Genomic DNA, 20,377 nt, shown 5'->3' with positions numbered 1-20,377 from the left:
TGGCCGCAGTTTTAAGCAGCCTGTCTGGCCATCCCGCGCCTTCCTTTTTGCCACTCCCGGAACCGATCCATGAACCGCAATGACCTGCGCCGCGTCGACATGAACCTTCTGGTGATCTTCGAAGCCCTGATGTTCGAACGCAATCTGACGCGGGTGGCCGAGAAGCTGTTCATGGGCCAGCCAGCGATCAGTGCGGCGCTGGCGCGTCTGCGTGACCTGTTCGACGATCCGCTGTTGCTGCGTAACGGTCGCGCCATGGAGCCAACCGCCCGCGCGCTGGACATCCTCAAGGAGCTGCAACCGGCGCTGGACACCATCTCTGGCGCGGTGAGCCGGGCCAAGGAGTTTGACCCGGCCACCAGTTGCGACATCTTTCGCATCGGCCTGTCCGATGACGCCGAGTTTGGCTTGTTTCCACCGTTGCTGACGCGTCTGCGCGAAGAGGCGCCGGGCATTATCGTTGTGGTGCGACGCGCCAACTACCTGTTGATGCCGTCGCTGCTCGCGTCGGGTGAAATTTCGGTGGGCATCAGTTACACCACAGAGTTGCCTGCCAACGCCAAGCGCAAGAAGTTGCGCGACATCACCGTCAAGGTATTGCGTGGCGACAAGCGCCCCGGCGAATTGACGCTGGATGACTACTGCGAACGGCCACACACCATGGTGTCGTTCTCGGGGGACCTGACCGGCAACATTGACCTGGATCTGGCCAAAGTCGGGCGGGCGAGAAGGGTGGTGGTGGCGGTGCCGCAATTCAGTGGCTTGCGCGCGCTGCTGGCCGGCACGGAGTTGATCGCCACGGTTCCGGATTACGCTGCCTGCGCGTTGGTCGAAGGCTGCGCATTGCGTGCCGAAGACCCGCCGTTCCCGATCGAGCCTGCAGAATTGTCCATGGTCTGGAGCGGCGTACACGACAACGACCCCGCCGAGCGCTGGCTGCGTGCGCGGATCTACGAGTTCATGTCCCAGGAAACCCGACCCATGCCCTGATTCAGGGGGAGACGCGACAGCGTGCACCTGAAATTCTTGTCCCTGTCCGGTTTGCCGGGGGTGGCGGTTTTGAGGACTTGTTGAGTCTGGCGTTCACACGAGTGGAGCACCATGAGCGGCGTTCCCACGCTCAGCGTGGGAACTCGCGCAACGTTGAAACCCTCGATCAAACCGCGTGATGATTCGCCAACAACTCATAAGGCGCCCATTGCTGCAGCGGAATCGGCAGGTTGCACGAGTCGCCGCGACCGATCGGGAAGTACTGGAACCCCCGTTTGGCCATGCGCTCGGTGTCGTACAGATTACGGCCGTCGAACACCACGGGCGCCTTGAGACGCTGCTGGATCAGATCGAAATCCGGCGCCTTGAATTGTTGCCATTCGGTGCACACGATCAGCGCATCCGCCCCCAGAAGCACCGATTCGGGTGTGCCCATCAACATCAGGTTCGGCTGCTCGGCGTACAGACGCTGGGTCTCTTGCATCGCCTCCGGATCGAATGCCCGCACGGTCGCGCCTGCGGCCCAAAGTGACTCCATCAACACCCGGCTCGGTGCATCGCGCATGTCATCGGTATTGGGCTTGAACGCCAGCCCCCACAGCGCGAAGGTCTTACCCTGAAGGTCACCCTTGTAAAACGCGTTGATGCGGTCGAACAGCTTGTTTTTCTGCCGCTCGTTGATGTCTTCCACCACGCTGAGCAAGTCATTGGAGCAACCGGCTTCCCGCGCGCTGTGGATCAGCGCCCGGATGTCCTTGCCAAAGCATGAGCCGCCATAACCGCAACCGGGATAGATGAAGTCATAGCCGATGCGCGAATCGGCGCCGATCCCCAGTCGCACCGACTCCACATCAGCCCCCAGGTGCTCGGCCAGTTCGGCGATCTGGTTGATGAAGCTGATCTTGGTCGCCAACATGCAGTTGGCGGCGTATTTGGTCAGCTCAGCGCTGCGCAGGTCCATGAACATGATGCGGTCGTGGTTGCGGTTGAACGGGGCATACAGTTCCCGCATCACCGGGAACACGTCCGGGTTGCCGCAGCCGATGACGATACGGTCCGGACGGCGACAATCCTTGACCGCCGAGCCTTCTTTGAGAAATTCGGGGTTGGAGACGATATCGAACTTCAGCAGGCGAGCCGACTGGCGCAGGTGATGTTCGATATGGCTGCGCAAGGCATCCCCGCTGCCCACCGGCACGGTGGATTTCTCGACCACGATCACCGGTGCCACGCGGTGCCGGGCAATGGCTTCACCGACGGCGAAGAAACCGCTCAGATCCGCTGCACCATCCGGGCGAGAAGGGGTGCCGACCGCGATGAACAACACTTCGCCGTGCTCCACAGCCCGTTGTTCGTCCGTGGTGAAGTGCAGGCGACCGGCCTCCAGATTTTCTCGCACCAGGCTTTCCAGCCCCGGTTCGTAGATGGTCACGTGGCCCTTGCTCAGTTGCTCGACCTTTTTCGGATCGATGTCCATGCACACCACGTCGTGGCCCACTTCCGCCAGCACCGTGGCCTGCACCAGACCCACATAACCGCTACCGAAGACACTGATTTTCATCGGGAAAACTCCTTGGCGCTGTGATCGCAGTCACGCCGGAAATTGATCGTCACCACACCGAGCACGATCAGGGTCACACCCACCGTTCTGGAAACAGTGAGTGTTTCGTTGAAAAAAGGGAGAAACGCCGCCAGCAGGTACACCAGCGCGTAGCTGACGCTGAGCAGTGAATACGCACGGCTCAGGGGCAGATCGCGCAGGGCGCCGAGCCAGCAGAGCATCGACAGGCCGTACGCCGCGATGGCAGCCAGCACCACCGCGAAAGCCATGGCGTCGACGCTGCCGTTTTCAATCGATGCCAGCCATTGCGCAGGCTGAGGCAGCCTGAGCATGCTCCAGCGCATGGCCAGTTGCGCCGCACTGACCAGCGCCACGCTGGCCAGTGCCAGGGCTATGCCGCGTTGCACGCTCATGCCTGACGCCCCAGCAGGGCGACGCCCAGCAAAATCATCGCGATGCCCAGCCAGTGTCGACGGTCCACCGTCTCCTTGAAGCCAAAACGTCCGATCAGGGTGATCAGCACGAAATTGAGCGCCAGCATGGGATAGGCGATGCCCACGTCCATGCGTTGCAGCACCAGCAACCAGAGCAACAGCCCGCCGCCCAGACACGCAAGCGCCAGCCACAGCCAGACGCTGGTCAGCGCCTGAGCGATGCTGGGGAAATAGCCGCCCCATTGCTCGATGGTCAGCTTCTGCGCGACTTGCCCCAGACAGGTCAGCAGACAGGCGCAAAACAGGAGAACGAACGTCATGACGGCGTCCTGTCGAAGATCAGAATCAACAGATTGCCTTGCTGATATTGCTGTCCGTCGGTGGGCAGCAAACTCAATTCATGTTGTTCATCCTCGCCGTCACCGCGCATGACCACGGCCACCGAACCGGTTCGCCGGGCCTGGGTCATCCAGTCGTTGATCTGTCGCAGGTTTACCGTGCGGGCGTCTGCTTCTGGATAGCTCAGGCCGTATTTCAGCTCGCCAAAGGTGTTGTAAAACACCACATCGTTGCGTTTGAGCCGCCATGACAAGGCAGCGGCGACGCCCAGATCGTTGCTGAGCAGGTGAGTGCTGGTGGCGAGCGCTTGTTGATGATGGGCGACGAACTGGTCCGGCGTCTTGTTGAACACCACACTGTTGGGCAACGCCGAGGGAATCAAGGCCACGAAAAACCAGGCGGCCACTGCTGGCATCAACCAGAAGCGCAAGGGTTTCAACCCTTGCAGGGCATTGCCGACGATCCAGACGGACAGCACCACAATGGCCAGCGTCAGGTGCTGCGGCTCTTGCTCATACACGGTCTTTTTGACTTGCATGAACACCAACGCCACCAACGCAATTAAGCCGAACACTGCGTTGAACGTGCCGTTGATCCGCAACGCCGAGACTCGGCCAGCCTTCAGTCGATCGACCAACGCTTGACCCATCAACAACGCCAGCGGAATCAGGCAGGGCAAAATGTAGGTCGGCAGCTTGCCACTGGCTGCGCTGAAGAACGTCAGCGGCACCAGCAACCACAGCAACAGGAAGCCACTTTCGTGGGTCCGTCGCTGTTGCCAGGCCTGCTTGAACGTGACCGGCAGCATCAGGGCCCACGGCAGGCAAGACACCACCAGCAGCGGCAGGTAAAACCACCATGCCTGCGCGTGCTGGGCATCGTCTCCACCGGCAAAGCGACGGATGTGCTCGTGCCAGAAGAAGAAATTCCAGAAGTCCGGTTCGCGCAGGTGCACCGTCAGCACCCAGGGCAGGCTGACCAGCACCGCCGTCAGCACCGCCAGCGGGCCGAAGGTAAACAGCTCGCGCAGGCGTTTTTGCCAGAGCATGTAGGGCAAGGCGACGATCACCGGTAATGCCAGCGCCAGAAAGCCCTTGGTCATCAGGCCCATGGCACAGGCGGCGCCGAGCAAAGCCCAGTACAGCAGGCGTGCTTTGTCCGCGCTGTGCACGGCAAGCCAGAAGGCGGTGAGCGACAGGCTGACCCAGAAGGTGAACTGCGGATCGAGGTTGGAATAGCCGCCTTGCCCGGCCACGAACATGAAGCTCATGTACAGCAGGGTGCTGGTAAAGCTTTTGCGCGGGTCATTCCACAGTTTGCCGGCCATCAGGTACACCAGCATGGCGGTCAGACCGGTGGCCAGTGCCGAGGCAAAGCGCACGCCGAACAGGTTTTCGCCGAAGATCGCTTGCGAGAGGGCGATGAACCAGTAACCGGCAGCGGGCTTTTCGAAGTAGCGCACGCCCATGAAATGCGGTGCGGCCCAGTTGCCGCTGTGCAACATTTCCTGAGGAATTTGCGCGTAGCGGGTTTCATCGGGAATCCACAAACCGTGGAAGCCCATGGGCAGCAGATAGGCGAGTAGAAAGGCGCTGATCAGCAACAGCAGCGATTGATTTCGGGTCATGGCTGTTGCACTCCCAACCAGCCTTCACGGCCCTGTAGCGCGCCGCGCACCAGATGCCCAATAGGCAACGCGTCCGGGCTTGCAGGCAGCAAATCACCCAGCGGTTTGAAGGCCACGCCTTGGCGCCTGGCCTGTCGGAGCAATTGGCGAAACGGTTCGGCCATGACGATGCCTTCGACTTCGGCATGCACGGTGTAGACGTTCAGCTTTGTGGGTTTGAATTGCCGCAACAGGTAGTCGTTGAAGGCGCTGGCCTCCAGTTGCGGGCCGACCACTTCATCGAACGTGGGCAAGTCCACGGGAACCTGAGGCGTGCCGGGTTGACCGTCGGCGAGCAACGGACGGAACAGGCTCTGGCCCCGGCAATCGCTGTTGTAGCGAAAGCCAAAAGCCTGCTTGGCTTGCACCACATGCTCGTCGGCGCGCCAGCCGGCCGCCGCTGAACAGGTCACCGGTTGACCCAGAATGTCGGTCAGGCAATCGACGCCGTGGGCAATCTGTTCGCCCAGTTGCGTCGGCGACCAGCGTCCGGCATTGGCTTGCCAGCCATGGTGGTCCCAGGCATGCAGGCCGATTTCGTGTCCGGCCTCCTGAGCGCGTCGCATCAGCGGACCCAGGTCGCGCCCGATCGGCTTGCCCGGCCAGGCCGTGCCCGCCAGCAGAATGTCCCAGCCATACAGGCTCGCGGCCTTGGAACGCAGCATTTTCCAGAAGAACTGTGGCCGGATCAGGCGCCACAGGTGGCGCCCCATGTTGTCCGGGCCGACGCTGAAAAAGAACGTGGCCTTGATCTGGGCTTCGTCGAGCAGATCCAGCAGTCGCGGCACGCCGTCACGGGTGCCGCGATAGGTGTCGACGTCAATACGCAGGCCGGCCGGAATCAATGTGCGTTCGCCTTTTCAGCCATGGCTTCGCGCAGGAAGAAGTCCAGCGTCTTGCCGATGGTTTCGCTCAGCTCGATGGACGGCGCCCAGTCGATCAGCCGCCTGGCGTTGTCGATGCTGGGCTTGCGATGGCTGACGTCCTGATAGCCCTTACCGTAGAACGACTGGCTCTCGACTTCACGGAAACCTGCGAACGGTGGGAAGTTGTTACGCAGCGGGTGAGCTTCGAACTGACGCAGCAGCTCTTCGCCCAGTTGGCGGATGCTCGCTTCGTTGTCCGGGTTGCCGATGTTGATGATCTGGCCGTTGCAGCGCTCGTCGCGGTTTTCGATGATCCGCGCCAACGCTTCGATACCATCGGCCACGTCGGTGAAGCAGCGTTTTTGCGCGCCGCCGTCCACCAGGCGAATCGGCGTGCCTTCGACCAGGTGCAGGATCAATTGGGTGATGGCCCGTGAACTGCCGATGCGCGCCGAGTCCAGACGGTCCAGACGTGGTCCCATCCAGTTGAACGGGCGGAACAGGGTGAATTGCAGGCCTTTCTGGCCATAGGCCCAGATCACCCGGTCCAGCAACTGCTTGGACACCGAATAGATCCAGCGCTGTTTGTTGATCGGGCCGACGATCAGGTTCGAGGTGTCCTCGTCGAAGCTGGGGTCCTGACACATGCCATAGACTTCCGAGGTCGACGGGAAGATCACCCGCTTGTTGTACTTCACGCAGTAACGGACGATTTTCAGGTTTTCTTCGAAGTCCAGTTCGAACACCCGCAGCGGGTTGCGCGTGTATTCGATGGGTGTGGCGATGGCCACCAGCGGCAGCACCACGTCGCATTTCTTGATGTGGTATTCGATCCACTCGGTGTGGATGCTGATATCGCCTTCGATGAAGTTGAAGTTGGGGTGGCTGCGCAGACGGTCGATGGCGTCGGAGCCGATGTCCATGCCGAAGATTTCGTAGCGGTCGTCCTGCAACAAACGCTCGGACAGGTGGTTACCGATGAACCCGTTAACGCCGAGGATCAAGACCCGCGTGCGACGCAGTGGACGACGTTTTTCACCGCCCAGCAGGCGCGAACCTTCCACCAGACCGAACTCGCGGGCCAGTTGCGGGCCGCTCAGGTACAAACCTTCGTCGCCGCGCTGACCGGCGCTGATCACCAGCGAATCTTCGCCACAGGCAATGCGCAGCGGCTCGCAACTGATTACCGTACCGGGTGTCTGGCCGTTGTTGCCGGATTGCACCTTCGAGGCCCATACGATCAGCTTGTGCTCGCCCACCGGGCAAAAAGCGCCGGGGTAGGGCTGGGTAACGGCGCGCACCAGGTTGTGCAAGGTCGAGGCCGGTTGCTGCCAGTTGATCAGGCCATCTGCCGGTGTGCGGCGACCGAAACAGGTGGCTTTGGATTCGTCCTGCTCCACCCCCGGCAACTGGTTTTTGCCCAACAATGGCAGGGTTTCCGACAGCAAATCGGCAGCGGCGCTGCGCAGCTTGCCGTGCAGGCTCAACGCCGTGTCAGAGGCGCTGATGGCGACGCGCTGCTGAGCGACGATGGCGCCTGCGTCAGCACGTTTGACCATGCGGTGCAAGGTCACGCCGGTTTCTGTTTCGCCGTTGACCAGCACCCAGTTGGCGGGGGCGCGGCCACGGTAGCGAGGCAGTAGTGAACCGTGCAGGTTGAAACCGCCGTTTTTGGCGCAGGCCAGCAGATTTTCGCTGAGCAGGTGGCGGTAGTAAAACGAGAAGATGAAGTCGGGAGCCAGTTTGCCGATGCGCTCGATCCACAGCGGGTGGTTGGCGTCTTCCGGGGCATGCACGGGAATATCGTGATGAGCACACAACTGAGCGACCGAGCCGAAAAAGGTCTTTTCCTTCGGATCATCGGCGTGGGTGAACACGGCCGAAATGTCGTAGCCTGCGTTCAGCAGGGCTTCGATCCCCACGCAACCGATATCGTGGTAGGCAAAAACAACGGCTTTGAGGCTCATGGCGCAACCTTATTCAATACAGGAGAAGGAGAGTCGACTTTGCTGACGTGCGTAGCGGGGCTGCGCACGACTTTTTCAATGAAGTAGCGAGGACGGGCGCGCACGTCGCTGTACATGCGACCCAGGTATTCACCCAACAGGCCCATGCCGATGAACTGGCCGCCCGTGAACACGAACAGCACGGCAAACAGCACGAAGGTGCCGTGACCGGCCCAGGACGCACCGAAGATCAGGCGCAGCACGATCAGCATCGTGGCGAAGGCCATGCCCAGAAAGGCCATGCTGAAACCAATGATGCTCAGCAGGCGCAGCGGGGTGGTGGTCATGCAGGTGATCAGGTCGAACATCAGGTTGATCAGCTTCATGGCGCTGTACTTCGATTCGCCGTGTTCGCGCTCGGCGTGCTCGACCACGATTTCCGTAGTGTGACGGGCGAAGCTGTTGGCCAGAATCGGGATGAACGTGCTGCGCTCGCTGCACGCCAGCATGGCGTCGACCACGCTGCGCCGGTAGGCGCGCAACATGCAGCCGTAGTCGGTCATGGCCACACCGGTGGAGCGCTGCACGGCCAGGTTGATGAGTTTCGACGGCCAGCGACGCAGCGCCGAATCCTGACGGTCGCCGCGCACCGTGCCGATCACGTCGTAGCCTTGCTGAGCGAGGGCGACAAGGCGCGGGATTTCTTCAGGCGGGTTTTGCAGGTCGGCGTCGAGGGTGATCACCAGATCGCCCTTGCATTGTCCGAATCCGGCCATGATTGCCGCGTGCTGACCGTAGTTGCGGTTGAGAATGACCGCTACCACCGGGCTGCCTTCGCGTTGACTGGCGTGCAGCAGAATCTCGGCGGATTCGTCGCGGCTGCCGTCATCCACCAGGATGATTTCCGCCGGAACGCTCAATTGCGCGCAGGCCGCTTCGGTGCGGCGCAGCAGTTCAGGCAGGCTCTGTTCTTCGTTGTAGACCGGGATGACGATCGACACGCGATGGATAGGATACGGTTTCACGAGCGGGCTTCCACAACAATGGATTCAATGGCGCTGACCACGCGGTCGACATCGGCGACGGTCATGTCCGGAAACAGCGGAATGGAGCACAGACGGGAGGAGTTCCATTCGGTTTCGGGCAGGCTGACTGTCGGGAAACGCTCCCGGTAGTAGCGGTGCAGGTGGGTGGCGATGAAATGAATGCCGCTGCCGATGTGCTTCGCTTGCAGGGCCTTCATGAAGGTGTCGCGATCCAGGCCGCAGCGTTCGGGGTCGATGCGCAGGATGAACAAGTGCCAGGCGTGCTGCTGGTCGTACTGCGGCTGGGCCAATGGCAGCACCGGGCTGCCGGCCAGACGTTCCAGATAATGATTTGCCAGTTCAGTGCGACGGGCATTGATGGCTTCCAGACGTTCGAGTTGCACCAGGGCCACCGCAGCGTTGAGGTCGGCCAGGTTGTACTTGAAGCCGGGTTCGATCACTTCGGCCTGGGGCTTGCGGCCATGTGTCATGCGGTCGTAGGCATCGACGCCCAAGCCATGAAATTTCAGACGCCGCACGCGATCGGCCAGCTCGGCATCGTCCGTGACAAACATCGCGCCCTCGGCGCAGCTCATGTTCTTGATCGCGTGAAACGAGAAAATGGCGGTGCCTTTCGCGCCCACCGCACGGCCTTTGTAATACGTACCTGCCGCATGGGCGGCGTCTTCGATCAGCGCGATGCCATGGCGTTGGGAGAGGGCGTACAGCGGGTCGAGGTCCAGCGCGGCTCCGGCGTAATGCACGGGAATGATGGCTTTGGTGCGGGGAGTGATGGCCCGTTCGATGCGCGCAGCGTCGACCATCAACGTATCGCGGTCGACATCGACGAACACGGGCGTCGCCCCCAACAGGCAGATCATGTTGGCGGTCGAGACCCAGGTCTGGGAAGGGGTGATGACCTCATCGCCCGGGCCGATACCCAGAGCCAGCAACGTGATGTGCATCGCTCCGGTGGCAGACGACAACGCCACCGCCTGTTGCGCACCGCAGCGCTCGGCGAATTGTTGTTCCAGACGCAGGGCTTCGGGACCGGTGGTGATCCAGCCCGAGCGCAGCACGCGAGTGGCCGCAGCGACTTCCTCATCGCCCATGCTCGGGCGAGAAAAAGGAAGAAAGTCCTGACTCATTTATATCCCCTCCGGCAAATCATCGATAGCCAGGCGCGCGGGCGCCCACGGTTAACCCCAATAAGGCGGGGAAACTCGTTATTTGTTTGAATAAGGTTGTAACTGACGAGCAGGCGTAATGACTGAAATGACTTGCCCCTCCATGGGTTAACACACTTACATCCGTTGCATTCGAACTTTACGGTCTGAACGATAGAAGATTAATTATGAAAATTCCGTTTACGAGCTGTTGTTTTTTCATCGTAAGGCTGAATTTATGATGACCCGTTCAACTATTTAAAACGTGAAATGGAAATTTCATAAAAGTCGTCTATATTATTTCGCTTTTTTGTCGAGGCTCCCGGTTTTAAAGGGGATTGGCTTACCTTGCGATCGTGTTAAGACATCTGTCTGTCGCACAATTCGCTCTATTCTGTGTTTGAGCGTACGCCCGTTAAGCTGAACGAAAACTGAAGCCAATGCGATCTGGAAGTAGGAGCGCACGGTAGACGGGCATCGGGTGAGCGGGCGCGGGCGGTCTGTCGATAATGACAACCAGAGGAGAAGGGCAGTCGGTGGCAAGGTGTTGGCGCTATCTGTAACTAACGGATAGCGCGTAACGTTATAAGTGCAGAACCGGTGTGTTCAATCGGGAATCACCGCGATCACATCGATTTCCATCAACCATTGCGGCTGGCTCAATGCCGAGACCACCAGACCGGTCGACGCCGGGAACACCCCTTTGAGCCATTTGCCGACCTCGCGATAGACCTCTTCACGGTGTGGCATTCGAGGAATGAAATTGGCGTGTCAACGCTCGTGAAGGGGCACGCCCCATCGTGCGTGGCGCTGGTGCGCCGCACCGTTGAAGTGCGACATCAGTCCCTGACGGAATGAACCGTTGCCTTTATTTCGCTTGTGAGCCAGCCCTGTTCATCGTTTACATAGCCGCCATCCTCATTGTCCCCAGGGCGCACGCGCATGGCTTTTCCAGGTGTCAGCAATTCCATTTCCTTCGTTCATCCGGTCAACCTGACCCACGGCAAGAACGCCGAGGTCTGGGATGCCGAGGGCAAGCGATACATCGATTTCGTCGGCGGCATCGGCGTGCTGAATCTGGGGCATTGCCACCCGGTGATTGTCGCGGCGATTTGCGAGCAGGCGCAGCGCATGACCCATTACGCGTTCAATGCAGCGCCCCATGTGCCGTATCGGCAATTCATCGAGCGTCTGGCGGCGTTCATTCCGGTGAGTTACCCGGTCAGCGGCATGCTGACCAACAGCGGCGCCGAAGCCGCCGAAAACGCTTTGAAGATCGTGCGAGGTCACACCGGGAGGTCGGCGGTGGTCGCATTCGACGGGGCCTTTCACGGGCGCACACTGGCCACCCTGAACCTCAATGGCAAGGTGGCGCCTTACAAACAGAAAGTGGGCGTGCTGCCGGGGCCAGTTTTCCATTTGCCGTACCCAAGCCCTGACAATGGCGTTTCAGTCGCCGATGCCGTGAAGGCCATGGAGCGTTTGTTCAGCGTGGAAATCGACATTGACGAAGTGGCGTGCTTCATCATTGAGCCGGTACAGGGCGAAGGGGGCTTTCTCGCGCTGGACCCGGCGTTCGCGCGTCTCCTGCGCCAACTGTGCGACGACAAGGGCATTGTGTTGATCATCGATGAAATCCAGTCCGGGTTTGGTCGGACCGGCGAGCGCTTTGCGTTCAGCCGATTGGGCATCGAGCCCGATTTGCTGTTGCTGGGTAAAAGCATCGCAGGTGGCGTGCCACTGGGGGCGGTGGTCGGGCGTAAAGCGTTGATGGACACCTTGCCCAAGGGCGGACTGGGCGGCACCTACTCGGGAAACCCCATTGCCTGCGCCGCCGGGCTGGCCACGCTGGATGTGATGAGCGATGAGCATCTCACGCGCTGGGGCGAGGCGTATTCGACGGCGGTGCAAGCGCGCTACGAACATTGGCAGACGCAGGAACTCACGCCGTACCTGGGACGTTTGACGGGCGTGGGGGCGATGCGCGGTATCGAACTGCGCACGCCGGATGGCCAACCGGCCACCGCGCAAATGGCCCAACTGCTGGAAAGCGCCCGCGCACGGGGTTTGTTGCTGATGCCCAGTGGCAAGTCGCGACACATCGTGCGGCTGCTGGCGCCGCTGACCATCGAACCCGAGGTGCTGGAGGAGGGGCTGGATATCTTGCAGGCGTGCCTGGCTGAGTTGCATTGATGTCATGGTCCTGTTGCGAAACCACCCTGTGGGAGATTCTATGGTTGAACGCACGGTTTTTTTCTCTATCGCTCTTGCGCGTTCGGCGGTGTCAGGGCAATCGGGTTTGAAGGTCAAGATCAAAAGCGACGGCGACGGCGGCAGACCGAAATATTTCCGACGCAGAGATCCACTGTGGGAGCGAATTTATTCGCGAAGGGCCAGTCCATCCAACACATCAACGTCGCCTGTAAGCCGTCATCGCGAATGAATTCGCTCCCACAAAGAGGGCGCGTTTGAGGTGCGACGGCGGTCATCCGTCATGGGCCAGCGGACCCCGAATGCTGATTGTTCTTGGAAAGCCGCGCCAAACACGGAAGAATGCGCTTTTCGTCGTGCGCAATCGTACGCACCGCTGACGAACAATGGCGGAGGAAGCACATTTGAATCAGCTAAAACGCCTTCAGAGCGGGATTCCAGGACTGGACGAACTGCTGAAGGGCGGCTTCGTCGCAGGGTCTTCATACATCATTCAAGGGCGTCCAGGATCGGGCAAGACGATCCTCGCCAACCAGATCGGTTTCAACCACGCCCGCAATGGCGGCCGTGTGCTGTTCGCCACCTTGCTGGCCGAGCCTCATGAGCGCCTGTTCCAGTTTCTGTCCACGCTGAGCTTCTTCGACCGCAACAAAATCGGCGATCAGATCCAGTTCGTCAGCGCCTTTGACACCATGGAAAACGACGGTCTGGAAGACGTGGTCAAACTGCTACGCCGCGAGATCGTGCGCCAGAAATCCACGGTGATGATTCTCGATGGCCTGCTGAACGCGCGCTCCAAGGCCGATTCGCCCATCAACACCAAACGCTTCATTTCCGAATTGCAGGGCCATGCGGCGTTTGCCGGTTGCACCGTGTTCTTCCTGACCAGCTCACAACTGGACGATGGCAGCCCCGAGCACACCATGGTCGATGGCGTGCTGGAGCTGGGCGAAGAGCAAGTGGGCACTCGCTCGATTCGACGCATCAAGATGCGCAAGACCCGTGGCAGCGGTGCCATCCCCGGCGCCCACGAATGCGAAATCACCGATGATGGACTGGTGGTCTATCCACGGCTGGAAAGCACGATCATCTATTCGGCCATGCGCGACAGCGACCATTTTTCGCTCCTGCCCAGCGGTCTGCCGTCGCTGGACCCCCTGATCGGCGGCGGCCTGACGTCGTCTTCGGTGACCTTGCTGGTGGGGCCTTCGGGCTCTGGCAAGACCTGTTTCGGCCTCTCGTTTCTCGGGCAATGCACCCTCGAAGAACCCGGCCTGCATTTCGGTTTCTACGAATCCCCTCAACGGTTACGCCTGAAGGCCGCAGCCTTGGGGCTGGACTTTCATGCCCTGGAGCAGTCCGGTGCGTTGACGGTCATGTGGAAGTCGATCACCACCGAGCTGATCGACAAGCTCGCGCTCGAATTGCTGCGCACGGTCGAAGAGAAATCGATCAAACGGGTGTTCCTCGACAGTCTGGGCGGCATGGGCCGTGCTGCGGCCGACAAAACGCGGATTCTGGATCTGTACACCGCGTTGATGGGCGAGCTGCGCGCACGCAATGTCACGGTCGTCGCGTCTTGGGAAGTCAGAAGCCTGTTGGGTGGTGAGATCGACGCCCCGGCTCCCGATCTGTCGGGCATCGTCGACAACCTGTTGTTGCTGCGCTTCGTTCAAGAACCGGCTGAACTAAAGCGCCAGTTGTCGATTCTTAAAATCAGGGACAACCCCTACGACCCCGCCTTGCTGGAAGTTGTGATCGGCAAACAGGGTCTGGACGTTAAAAAGGTTCATTTCCATGCCCTTGGCGATACCAACCACGTGTAAGGGTCGCGGTCGCGATCCGATTCACGTCGGGTCCAGCGGATCGAGGGCGCTATGAGCACGATTCTGATTGTCGACGACGAGTACCTGATCGCCGACATCCTCAGCTATGCCCTCGAAGACGAAGGCTATCTGACGGTGACGGCGGGCAGTGGCCAGCGGGCGTTGAACATTCTGGAGCGAGAGCGGCCGCAACTGATCATCACCGACTACATGATGCCGGGGATGAACGGCATCGAGCTGGCGGAAGCGGTGCGCGAGCGCAAACACCTGGCGCACCTGCCGATCATGCTCATGAGCGGTGCACAGGCGTATCTGGGAATGGCGCGGCCCGACCTGTTCGTCGAGGTGTTCGATAAGCCCTTCGACATTCAGGCGGTGCTGACCCGCGTCAAGGCGCTGATTGGTCCGGGGCCTGGGTCGCACTGAGGCGCGTCGGGCATTTGCGGTCGAACTTCGTCATAATGCCCAAGTGCCGCCCCTTTGCCCGAGGCCATCATGCCGCCACTTGAATCCTCCTCCGCCTTGCTCGCTCAGGAAGACCGTTATCGGTTGCTGGTCGATGCCGTCTTCGATTATGCGATCTACATGATCGACACGGCGGGCATCGTGCGCAGTTGGAACTCGGGCGCGCGCCGGATCAAGCAGTACGAAGAATCGGAAATTCTCGGGCGTTCCTTCTCGCTGTTCTACACCGAAGAGGACCGCCTCAACGGGTTGCCTGCCAGGGCGCTGGAAATCGCTGCCACCTCCGGGCGTTTCGAGGGGGAAGGCTGGCGCGTGCGCAAGGACGGCACGCGACTCTGGGCGCTGGTGGTCATTGATCCGATCCATGCCAGCGATGGCAGCCTGATCGGTTTCGCCAAAGTCACCCGTGACCTCACCGAGCGCAAACAGGCGCAGGCGGCTTTGAAGGAAGCGCGCGAGGCGCTTTATCAGTCGCAGAAGATGGAATCCATCGGTCAGCTTACCGGTGGCATCGCCCATGACTTCAATAATCTGTTGACCGTGATCTTGGGCAGTCTGGGACTGGTGAAGAAACGCCTGCAAGGTGACGCAAAAACCCTGTCGCTGTTGGACAACGCCATGGCCGCGGCTCATCGAGGTTCGTCGTTGACTCAGCGCATGCTGGCGTTCGCCCGTCGTCAGGAGTTGGACCCCAAACCCGTCGATGTGTTGGCGTTGATCCGAGGGATGTCCGAATTGCTGGGCGCCTCCTTGGGCGCCAACATCAACGTTGAGACGCGGTTTCCCTTACGGTTGCAGCCGGTGTTCGTCGATCCGGGGCAACTGGAGATGGCGATCATGAACCTGATAATCAACGCTCGGGATGCCATGCCGGGTGGTGGCAAAATCATAGTCTCAGCCCGTGAAGCGCTGTTTTCCGCCCTGCCGGGTGCTCAGAGAGAAGAGCCCTTTGTGTGCATCTGCGTTGCCGATACCGGATCAGGCATGGATGAGGCCACGCTTGTACGGGCGATGGAGCCGTTCTTCACCACCAAAGGGTTGGGCAAGGGCACCGGGCTGGGGTTGTCGATGATTCATGGCCTGGCCGAGCAGTCGGGCGGCAAGCTGATCCTGAGCAGCGTGCAGGGGCAGGGCACGACTGCCGAGTTGTGGTTGCCGGTGTCCGTCGCGGTGCCCGAGTATCCCGCTGGCCCTATCCAGGACGATGCGTCGGGCCATTCCCGCTTCTATCGGACGTTGAAAATTCTGTTCGTCGACGACGATCCGCTGGTGCTCCTGAGCACGCGCGCGATGATTGAAGACTTGGGGCATCGTGTGGTGACCGCAGCAGACGGGGCCGAGGCGCTGGCGCAGATTCAGCAGCAATTGGATTTCGACCTGGTGATTACTGATCACCTGATGCCGAACATGACAGGTACGGAGTTGGCGCAACACATTTCCCGGGTATTGCCGGCGCTGCCCGTCGTCATAGCCTCGGGGTTCACCGACACGCCGTCCTTTGCCAACAGTGGACGTCCACGCCTGCCCAAACCGTTCAATCAGGCGGAACTTGCCCGCGTCATTGGCCAACTCCTTGACGATAAATGATGCGCCGCCCAAAAACGATGCCGAATGGGGCGAATCGGTGGTGGCCTTTGTCGTGCCCCCGTGAAACCGGAGCGCGCCGGGTTTCCTGCTACCCCGGCAAGATCAGATCCATCGACGCATGGCCAAAGTGATCAGGGCCGTGGCGTCCAGGACGGCCAGCCCGGCGCCTTGAGGGCACGGGCTAGCGTCTGGCCGACACTTTCAACAGGACGCGGGACAGTTGATCGATCGAATAGGGCTTGTGCAGCAGTTCGAAGCCATCGACTCCGTAGCGGGCCAGGATATGGCTGTAACCGGAGGTCAACACCACGGGCAGCGCCGGGTAGAGCGTGCGCAGCTCCCGGGCCAGTTCGATACCGCTGATGCCCGGCATCACCACGTCTGAAAACACCACATCGAACTGGCTGGCGTGGGCCTGAAGCAGTCCCAGCGCTTCTGCGGCCGTACGCGCCAGGGTCGGCACATAACCCAGTTCGGAAAGCGCCTGAGTGGCGAAGCTGCCGACATCGCCGTTGTCTTCGACGACCAGGACACGGGTGCCATGACCGTCTTCGAGGCACAGGTCTGGCCGCTCCTCGTCACGCACCCGTTCTTCACCGGCCACGCGTGGCAGGTACAGGGTGAACGTCGTCCCTTTGCCCATATCACTGATGACGGCGATTTCCCCACCCGACTGCTTGGCAAAGCCGAACACCTGGCTAAGCCCCAGCCCCGTGCCTTCGCCCACGCCCTTGGTGGTGTAGAACGGCTCGAAGATCTGCTGCAGTTGCGTGGCCGGAATGCCCGACCCGGTGTCGGTGATCGACACCGCGACGAACGGCCCGGACAGTGCAGCGTGCTCGCGTATGGCGGGCACCGACTCCACTGCACGCACGGCAATCATGAGTTTGCCTTCACCTTGCATGGCGTCCCGCGCGTTGGCGACCATGTTGATCAGGGCGGTGTCGAACTGGCTCGGATCGGCGTTGACGAAGCACGGGGCGTCGGCAAGGTCGATCAGGGTGTCGATTCGGGCGCCCGTGAGGGTGCCCATCATGCCGCTGATGGCCCGCACGTTGTCACAGGCACTGAACACTTCCGGCTGCAGCGCCTGCCTGCGGGCAAAGGCGAGCAATTGGCCGGTCAACTTGGCGGCGCGGTCCACGGTTTCGGAAATGGCCGTCACGTAACGCAGACGGCGCTCTTCGGTCAGCGTGGGGCGCATCAGCAGGTCGGTCGAGGAACGAATGACGGTCAGCAAGTTGTTGAAGTCATGCGCTACACCACCGGTCAACTGGCCGACCGCTTCCATTTTTTGCGACTGACGCAGCGCTTCGGCCTGTTCTTTCTCTGTGGTGATGTCGCGGGCGCTGCAATAGATCTTGCCGTCCTCCAGCACCGCAACCCAGGCGAGCCAGCGATAGCGGTTGTCACGGTGCCGATAGCGGTTCTGAAACCGCGAGACCGGGCGGCCTTTGGCGACGTGGCCGAGGGCCGCCTGGGTGGCTGCGAGGTCGTCGGGGTGCACCAACGACAGCAGATTGGTCTGCAACTCCTCCGGCGACCAGCCCAGCGCAATCGTCCACGCCGGGTTCGAGGCCTCGATCGTGCCATCGGTGGTGATCACGGATAACAGGTCCGGACTCAACAACCAGGTGCGGCTGCGCTCCGTGGCCCGTTCGTTGACCTTGCTCTCCAGTTCCGAGCTTAAATCGCGCAGGGCATCCTGACTGCGCCGCAGGCGAACGTCCGAACGATGCCGCTCGATGGCCAGCGCCACCGTCTGGGCGATAACGGCGATCGCTTCGATGTCGCTGGCGGTCGGGGCGCGTGGCTCGGCGTAATACACGACGAAGGTGCCGACGACCGTGCCGTCGGCCGCCTTGATCGGCATCGACCAGCACGCGCGCAAACCGTTGGACACGGCGAGATCAGCGTAACCGTCCCAGAGCGGATCGCTGGCGATGTCGTTGACGTAAACCGGGGTTCCCCGGGCCGCTGCCGTACCGCAGGAGCCGATCCCTTCGCCGATGGCGATGCCGTGAATCGCTTCGTTGTAGCGGGTCGGCAGGCTGGGGGCCGCACCGTGGAGCATGTATTGGCCGTCCTCGCTGAGAAACAACACGGAGGCCATCATGTTGTTGCTCTGGGCTTCCACCGCCAGCAGCAGCTCGTTCAGCACTTCGGTCAACGGTACGCCCGCGGCGAGTTGGCCAAGGACCTTACGCTCGCGCTCAATGAGCGCTACGGGCGAGTAATGCCCCCCCAGCAGGCTGAGATCGATGGAGGGCGGGGTGCCTGGCTTGTCATTCACGACGGGTTACGCTCGACGGGAAATTGATTGAATGGTAGAGGAGGCGGGGTATCGCTTTCAAATGGCGCTTTGCAGCGATGACATCCCTAAACCCTGTGGGTGCGCATTCATCCGCAAAAACTCAGGCATTCGCCTACGAAAAAAAGCACCGGGCACGGTATCTTCACTCCACCTGCCCATTGCCTATTTGCCGAACGCGGTGCAGAAGAGCGCGGGCACCGATAACCTCAAGCCGCTGGGCGTTGCCGGGCAAGCCAATCCCGCTTTCACAGCTCATCGAGGCCTGGGCGAGTGGCGCCGAGCACGCCCACAGAGTACGAGCAGGCGATAGGGGTGGTTCATGGAAGGTTTCCAGTCCGGGTTTGCCGCCATCGTACTCACACCTGCCTGCCCATGTCATTGCAGCGTTGCTGCGTGCTGCCCGCCGTCTCGAATGATTCTCTTCTGGAAACATGACGTTACCGGCTATGTCAGGTTCGCAGGCAGGGCGAGAGGCGATATCGCGGTATCCGATAATCCATCGAGACGACTCAGGAGATGGATGTGAAGCTGGAAAAGCGAAGTATCGAATTTGTCCCTCACGATGAGCGCTACGGCACACCCCGGCGCCTGTTCACCATTTGGTTCAGCTCCAATTTCCAGGTGACGGCCCTGATGGTCGGCACACTGGGGATCGCTTCAGGGTTGAGCTTTGGCTGGACGTTGCTCGGCCTGCTGATCGGTAATTTGATCGGCACCGTGTTCATGGCGGCCCATTCGGCCCAAGGCCCTCATCTGGGTATCCCGCAGATGATCCAGAGTCGCGCGCAATTTGGCGTGTATGGGGCGGCCATCCCGCTACTGGTGATGGTGATCGCCGCCGTGCTGTTTCTGGCCGCCAGCGGTGTGTTGATGCGCGATGCGCTCAAAGCCCTGATACCCATGAGCGATGACACGGCGATCATGGTGGTCGGCGTCCTGACCTTTGTCATCGGTTTTGTGGGCTATGAACTGATTCACCGCCTGGGCGCCTGGATGAGCCTGTTGTCCACACTGGTATTCGGAACCGCGCTGGCATTGGTACTCATGCAACCCGATGGTGCGACACCTGTGGCGGCGGGCGCCGGATTTTCCTGGATCGCCTTCAACCTGGTCATTGCACAAGCGGCGTCCTGGACGTTGGGGTATGGTCCTTATGTGGCCGATTATTCGCGCTATCTGCCAGACAACGTGAGCAGCCGCGCCACCTTCTGGAACACCTACTGCGGCTGCGCGTTAGGGTCGTTTGCGATGATGGCGCTGGGCGCGTTGCTGGCCCAGACGCTTTCGGCTGCGCTTGAACGGGATCCGTCCACCGCCATTGCCGGGCTGTTTGGCCCTTGGGCGCCGCTGGCGCTGACCGTAATTGCGCTGGGCGTCATTCAGTACAACGTGCTATGCCTGTACAGCGCGTACATGTCGTCAGTGACGATCTTCGGGGCGTTCGGCAAGCTGACCGCCGTCACGCCTCGGGCCAAAGCCGGGGTGATGGCGGTGCTGAGTGTGGCTGCGACCTTGATCGCCATCGCCACACAGTACCGCTTCGACACCTTTTTCTCGGACATCCTGATCGGCCAGTTGTACCTGCTCATTCCGTGGAGCGCGATCAACCTAGTCGACTACTACTGGGTGTGCAACGGGCACTATGACGTGGCGGCCTTGTATGACTGCCGCAAGCGCTATGGGCGGTTCAACCGTAAAACGCTGGCGGTCTACGCCGTCTCGATCGTCGGCACCATTCCATTCATGAAGTTGTCCTTCTTCACCGGTGTCGTGGCGCAATGGCTGGGAGCGGACGTCAGTTGGGTGGTCGGGCTGGTGCTGGCGGGGGCGTTGTATTGCATGGTTTACGGGCGGGGGTCGATGCAGTGCTCGGCGGCAACGTCCACGCCGTTCGCACCTTCGCCCCACAAAAAAACAGCCCCCTGAGACGGGGGCTGCGGTTGGGCTGCAAGGGTGACTGCCACGCGACGAATGGGTTCGC

Annotated in this window: 15 protein-coding genes and 1 pseudogene; 6 read left to right on the top strand and 10 right to left on the bottom strand. The window is 60.9% G+C overall.

Translation table 11 applies throughout. The features are described 5' to 3' along the window. Nucleotides 1-69 precede the first annotated feature (69 nt). Complete coding sequence (locus ACI5GA_RS01730) at nt 70-990, top strand: LysR substrate-binding domain-containing protein (RefSeq protein ID WP_421421373.1); 921 nt, start codon at nt 70-72, stop codon at nt 988-990. Nucleotides 991-1,156: 166 nt separating this feature from the next. On the opposite strand, the gene ACI5GA_RS01725 is transcribed toward ACI5GA_RS01730, so the two are convergent. The 9 genes and pseudogenes from ACI5GA_RS01725 to ACI5GA_RS01685 form a co-directional block, all read right to left on the bottom strand. Next, on the bottom strand, nt 1,157-2,551 hold the full coding sequence (locus ACI5GA_RS01725) for a UDP-glucose dehydrogenase family protein (protein WP_404631940.1): 1,395 nt from the start codon (nt 2,549-2,551) through the stop codon (nt 1,157-1,159). Beyond that, nucleotides 2,548-2,964, bottom strand: coding sequence for a 4-amino-4-deoxy-L-arabinose-phosphoundecaprenol flippase subunit ArnF (arnF, locus tag ACI5GA_RS01720; protein ID WP_421421371.1), 417 nt, complete (start codon nt 2,962-2,964; stop codon nt 2,548-2,550). Before arnF ends, ACI5GA_RS01725 begins: the two co-directional genes overlap by 4 nt. Beyond that, nucleotides 2,961-3,305, bottom strand: a complete 345-nt coding sequence (gene arnE, locus ACI5GA_RS01715; RefSeq protein WP_421421369.1) for a 4-amino-4-deoxy-L-arabinose-phosphoundecaprenol flippase subunit ArnE — start codon at nt 3,303-3,305, stop codon at nt 2,961-2,963. Before arnE ends, arnF begins: the two co-directional genes overlap by 4 nt. Then, complete coding sequence (gene arnT / locus ACI5GA_RS01710) at nt 3,302-4,951, bottom strand: lipid IV(A) 4-amino-4-deoxy-L-arabinosyltransferase (protein WP_421421367.1); 1,650 nt, start codon at nt 4,949-4,951, stop codon at nt 3,302-3,304. The genes arnE and arnT overlap by 4 nt, the downstream gene beginning before the upstream one ends. Next, nucleotides 4,948-5,835: a 4-deoxy-4-formamido-L-arabinose-phosphoundecaprenol deformylase gene (arnD, locus tag ACI5GA_RS01705; protein WP_421421365.1), complete on the bottom strand. Its 888-nt coding sequence runs from the start codon at nt 5,833-5,835 to the stop codon at nt 4,948-4,950. The genes arnT and arnD overlap by 4 nt, the downstream gene beginning before the upstream one ends. Continuing rightward, entirely contained in the window at nt 5,832-7,823 is a 1,992-nt protein-coding gene (gene arnA, locus ACI5GA_RS01700; protein WP_421421364.1) for a bifunctional UDP-4-amino-4-deoxy-L-arabinose formyltransferase/UDP-glucuronic acid oxidase ArnA, read from the bottom strand. Before arnA ends, arnD begins: the two co-directional genes overlap by 4 nt. Beyond that, nucleotides 7,820-8,827, bottom strand: coding sequence for an undecaprenyl-phosphate 4-deoxy-4-formamido-L-arabinose transferase (gene arnC / locus ACI5GA_RS01695; protein ID WP_404631930.1), 1,008 nt, complete (start codon nt 8,825-8,827; stop codon nt 7,820-7,822). Before arnC ends, arnA begins: the two co-directional genes overlap by 4 nt. Next, entirely contained in the window at nt 8,824-9,975 is a 1,152-nt protein-coding gene (arnB, locus tag ACI5GA_RS01690) for a UDP-4-amino-4-deoxy-L-arabinose aminotransferase (protein WP_421421362.1), read from the bottom strand. The genes arnC and arnB overlap by 4 nt, the downstream gene beginning before the upstream one ends. Before the next feature lie 624 nt (nt 9,976-10,599). Further along, nucleotides 10,600-10,737, bottom strand: a pseudogene (locus ACI5GA_RS01685) (RidA family protein); the annotation flags it as partial. Nucleotides 10,738-10,935: 198 nt separating this feature from the next. Between ACI5GA_RS01685 and ACI5GA_RS01680 the strand changes: the two are divergent. From ACI5GA_RS01680 to ACI5GA_RS01665, 4 genes are all read left to right on the top strand, one after another. Beyond that, complete coding sequence (locus ACI5GA_RS01680; RefSeq protein ID WP_421421360.1) at nt 10,936-12,186, top strand: 2-aminoadipate transaminase; 1,251 nt, start codon at nt 10,936-10,938, stop codon at nt 12,184-12,186. Nucleotides 12,187-12,608: 422 nt separating this feature from the next. Further along, complete coding sequence (locus ACI5GA_RS01675; RefSeq protein WP_421421358.1) at nt 12,609-14,030, top strand: ATPase domain-containing protein; 1,422 nt, start codon at nt 12,609-12,611, stop codon at nt 14,028-14,030. Nucleotides 14,031-14,081: 51 nt separating this feature from the next. Then, nucleotides 14,082-14,456, top strand: a complete 375-nt coding sequence (locus ACI5GA_RS01670) for a response regulator (protein ID WP_404631922.1) — start codon at nt 14,082-14,084, stop codon at nt 14,454-14,456. A gap of 69 nt (nt 14,457-14,525) precedes the next feature. Then, on the top strand, nt 14,526-16,082 hold the full coding sequence (locus tag ACI5GA_RS01665) for a PAS domain S-box protein (RefSeq protein ID WP_421421356.1): 1,557 nt from the start codon (nt 14,526-14,528) through the stop codon (nt 16,080-16,082). Between the two features lie 181 nt (nt 16,083-16,263). Here ACI5GA_RS01665 and ACI5GA_RS01660 read toward each other — a convergent pair whose 3' ends face one another. After that, the gene (locus tag ACI5GA_RS01660) at nt 16,264-18,375 is read right to left on the bottom strand and encodes a GAF domain-containing protein (RefSeq protein WP_421421354.1); all 2,112 of its coding nucleotides are present in this window, start codon (nt 18,373-18,375) and stop codon (nt 16,264-16,266) included. A gap of 543 nt (nt 18,376-18,918) precedes the next feature. Between ACI5GA_RS01660 and ACI5GA_RS01655 the strand changes: the two genes are divergently transcribed. Continuing rightward, nucleotides 18,919-20,322 carry a purine-cytosine permease family protein gene (locus ACI5GA_RS01655; protein WP_421421353.1) on the top strand — a complete coding sequence of 468 codons (1,404 nt, stop codon included), beginning with the start codon at nt 18,919-18,921 and terminating at the stop codon, nt 20,320-20,322. The last annotated feature ends 55 nt before the right edge of the window (nt 20,323-20,377 follow it).

This window comes from Pseudomonas sp. Pseu.R1 (genome assembly GCF_045764065.1).
Lineage (GTDB): Bacteria > Pseudomonadota > Gammaproteobacteria > Pseudomonadales > Pseudomonadaceae > Aquipseudomonas.
The sequence above is the reverse complement of the archived record's forward strand: the minus strand, read 5'-3'. Positions and strand labels throughout refer to the sequence as shown.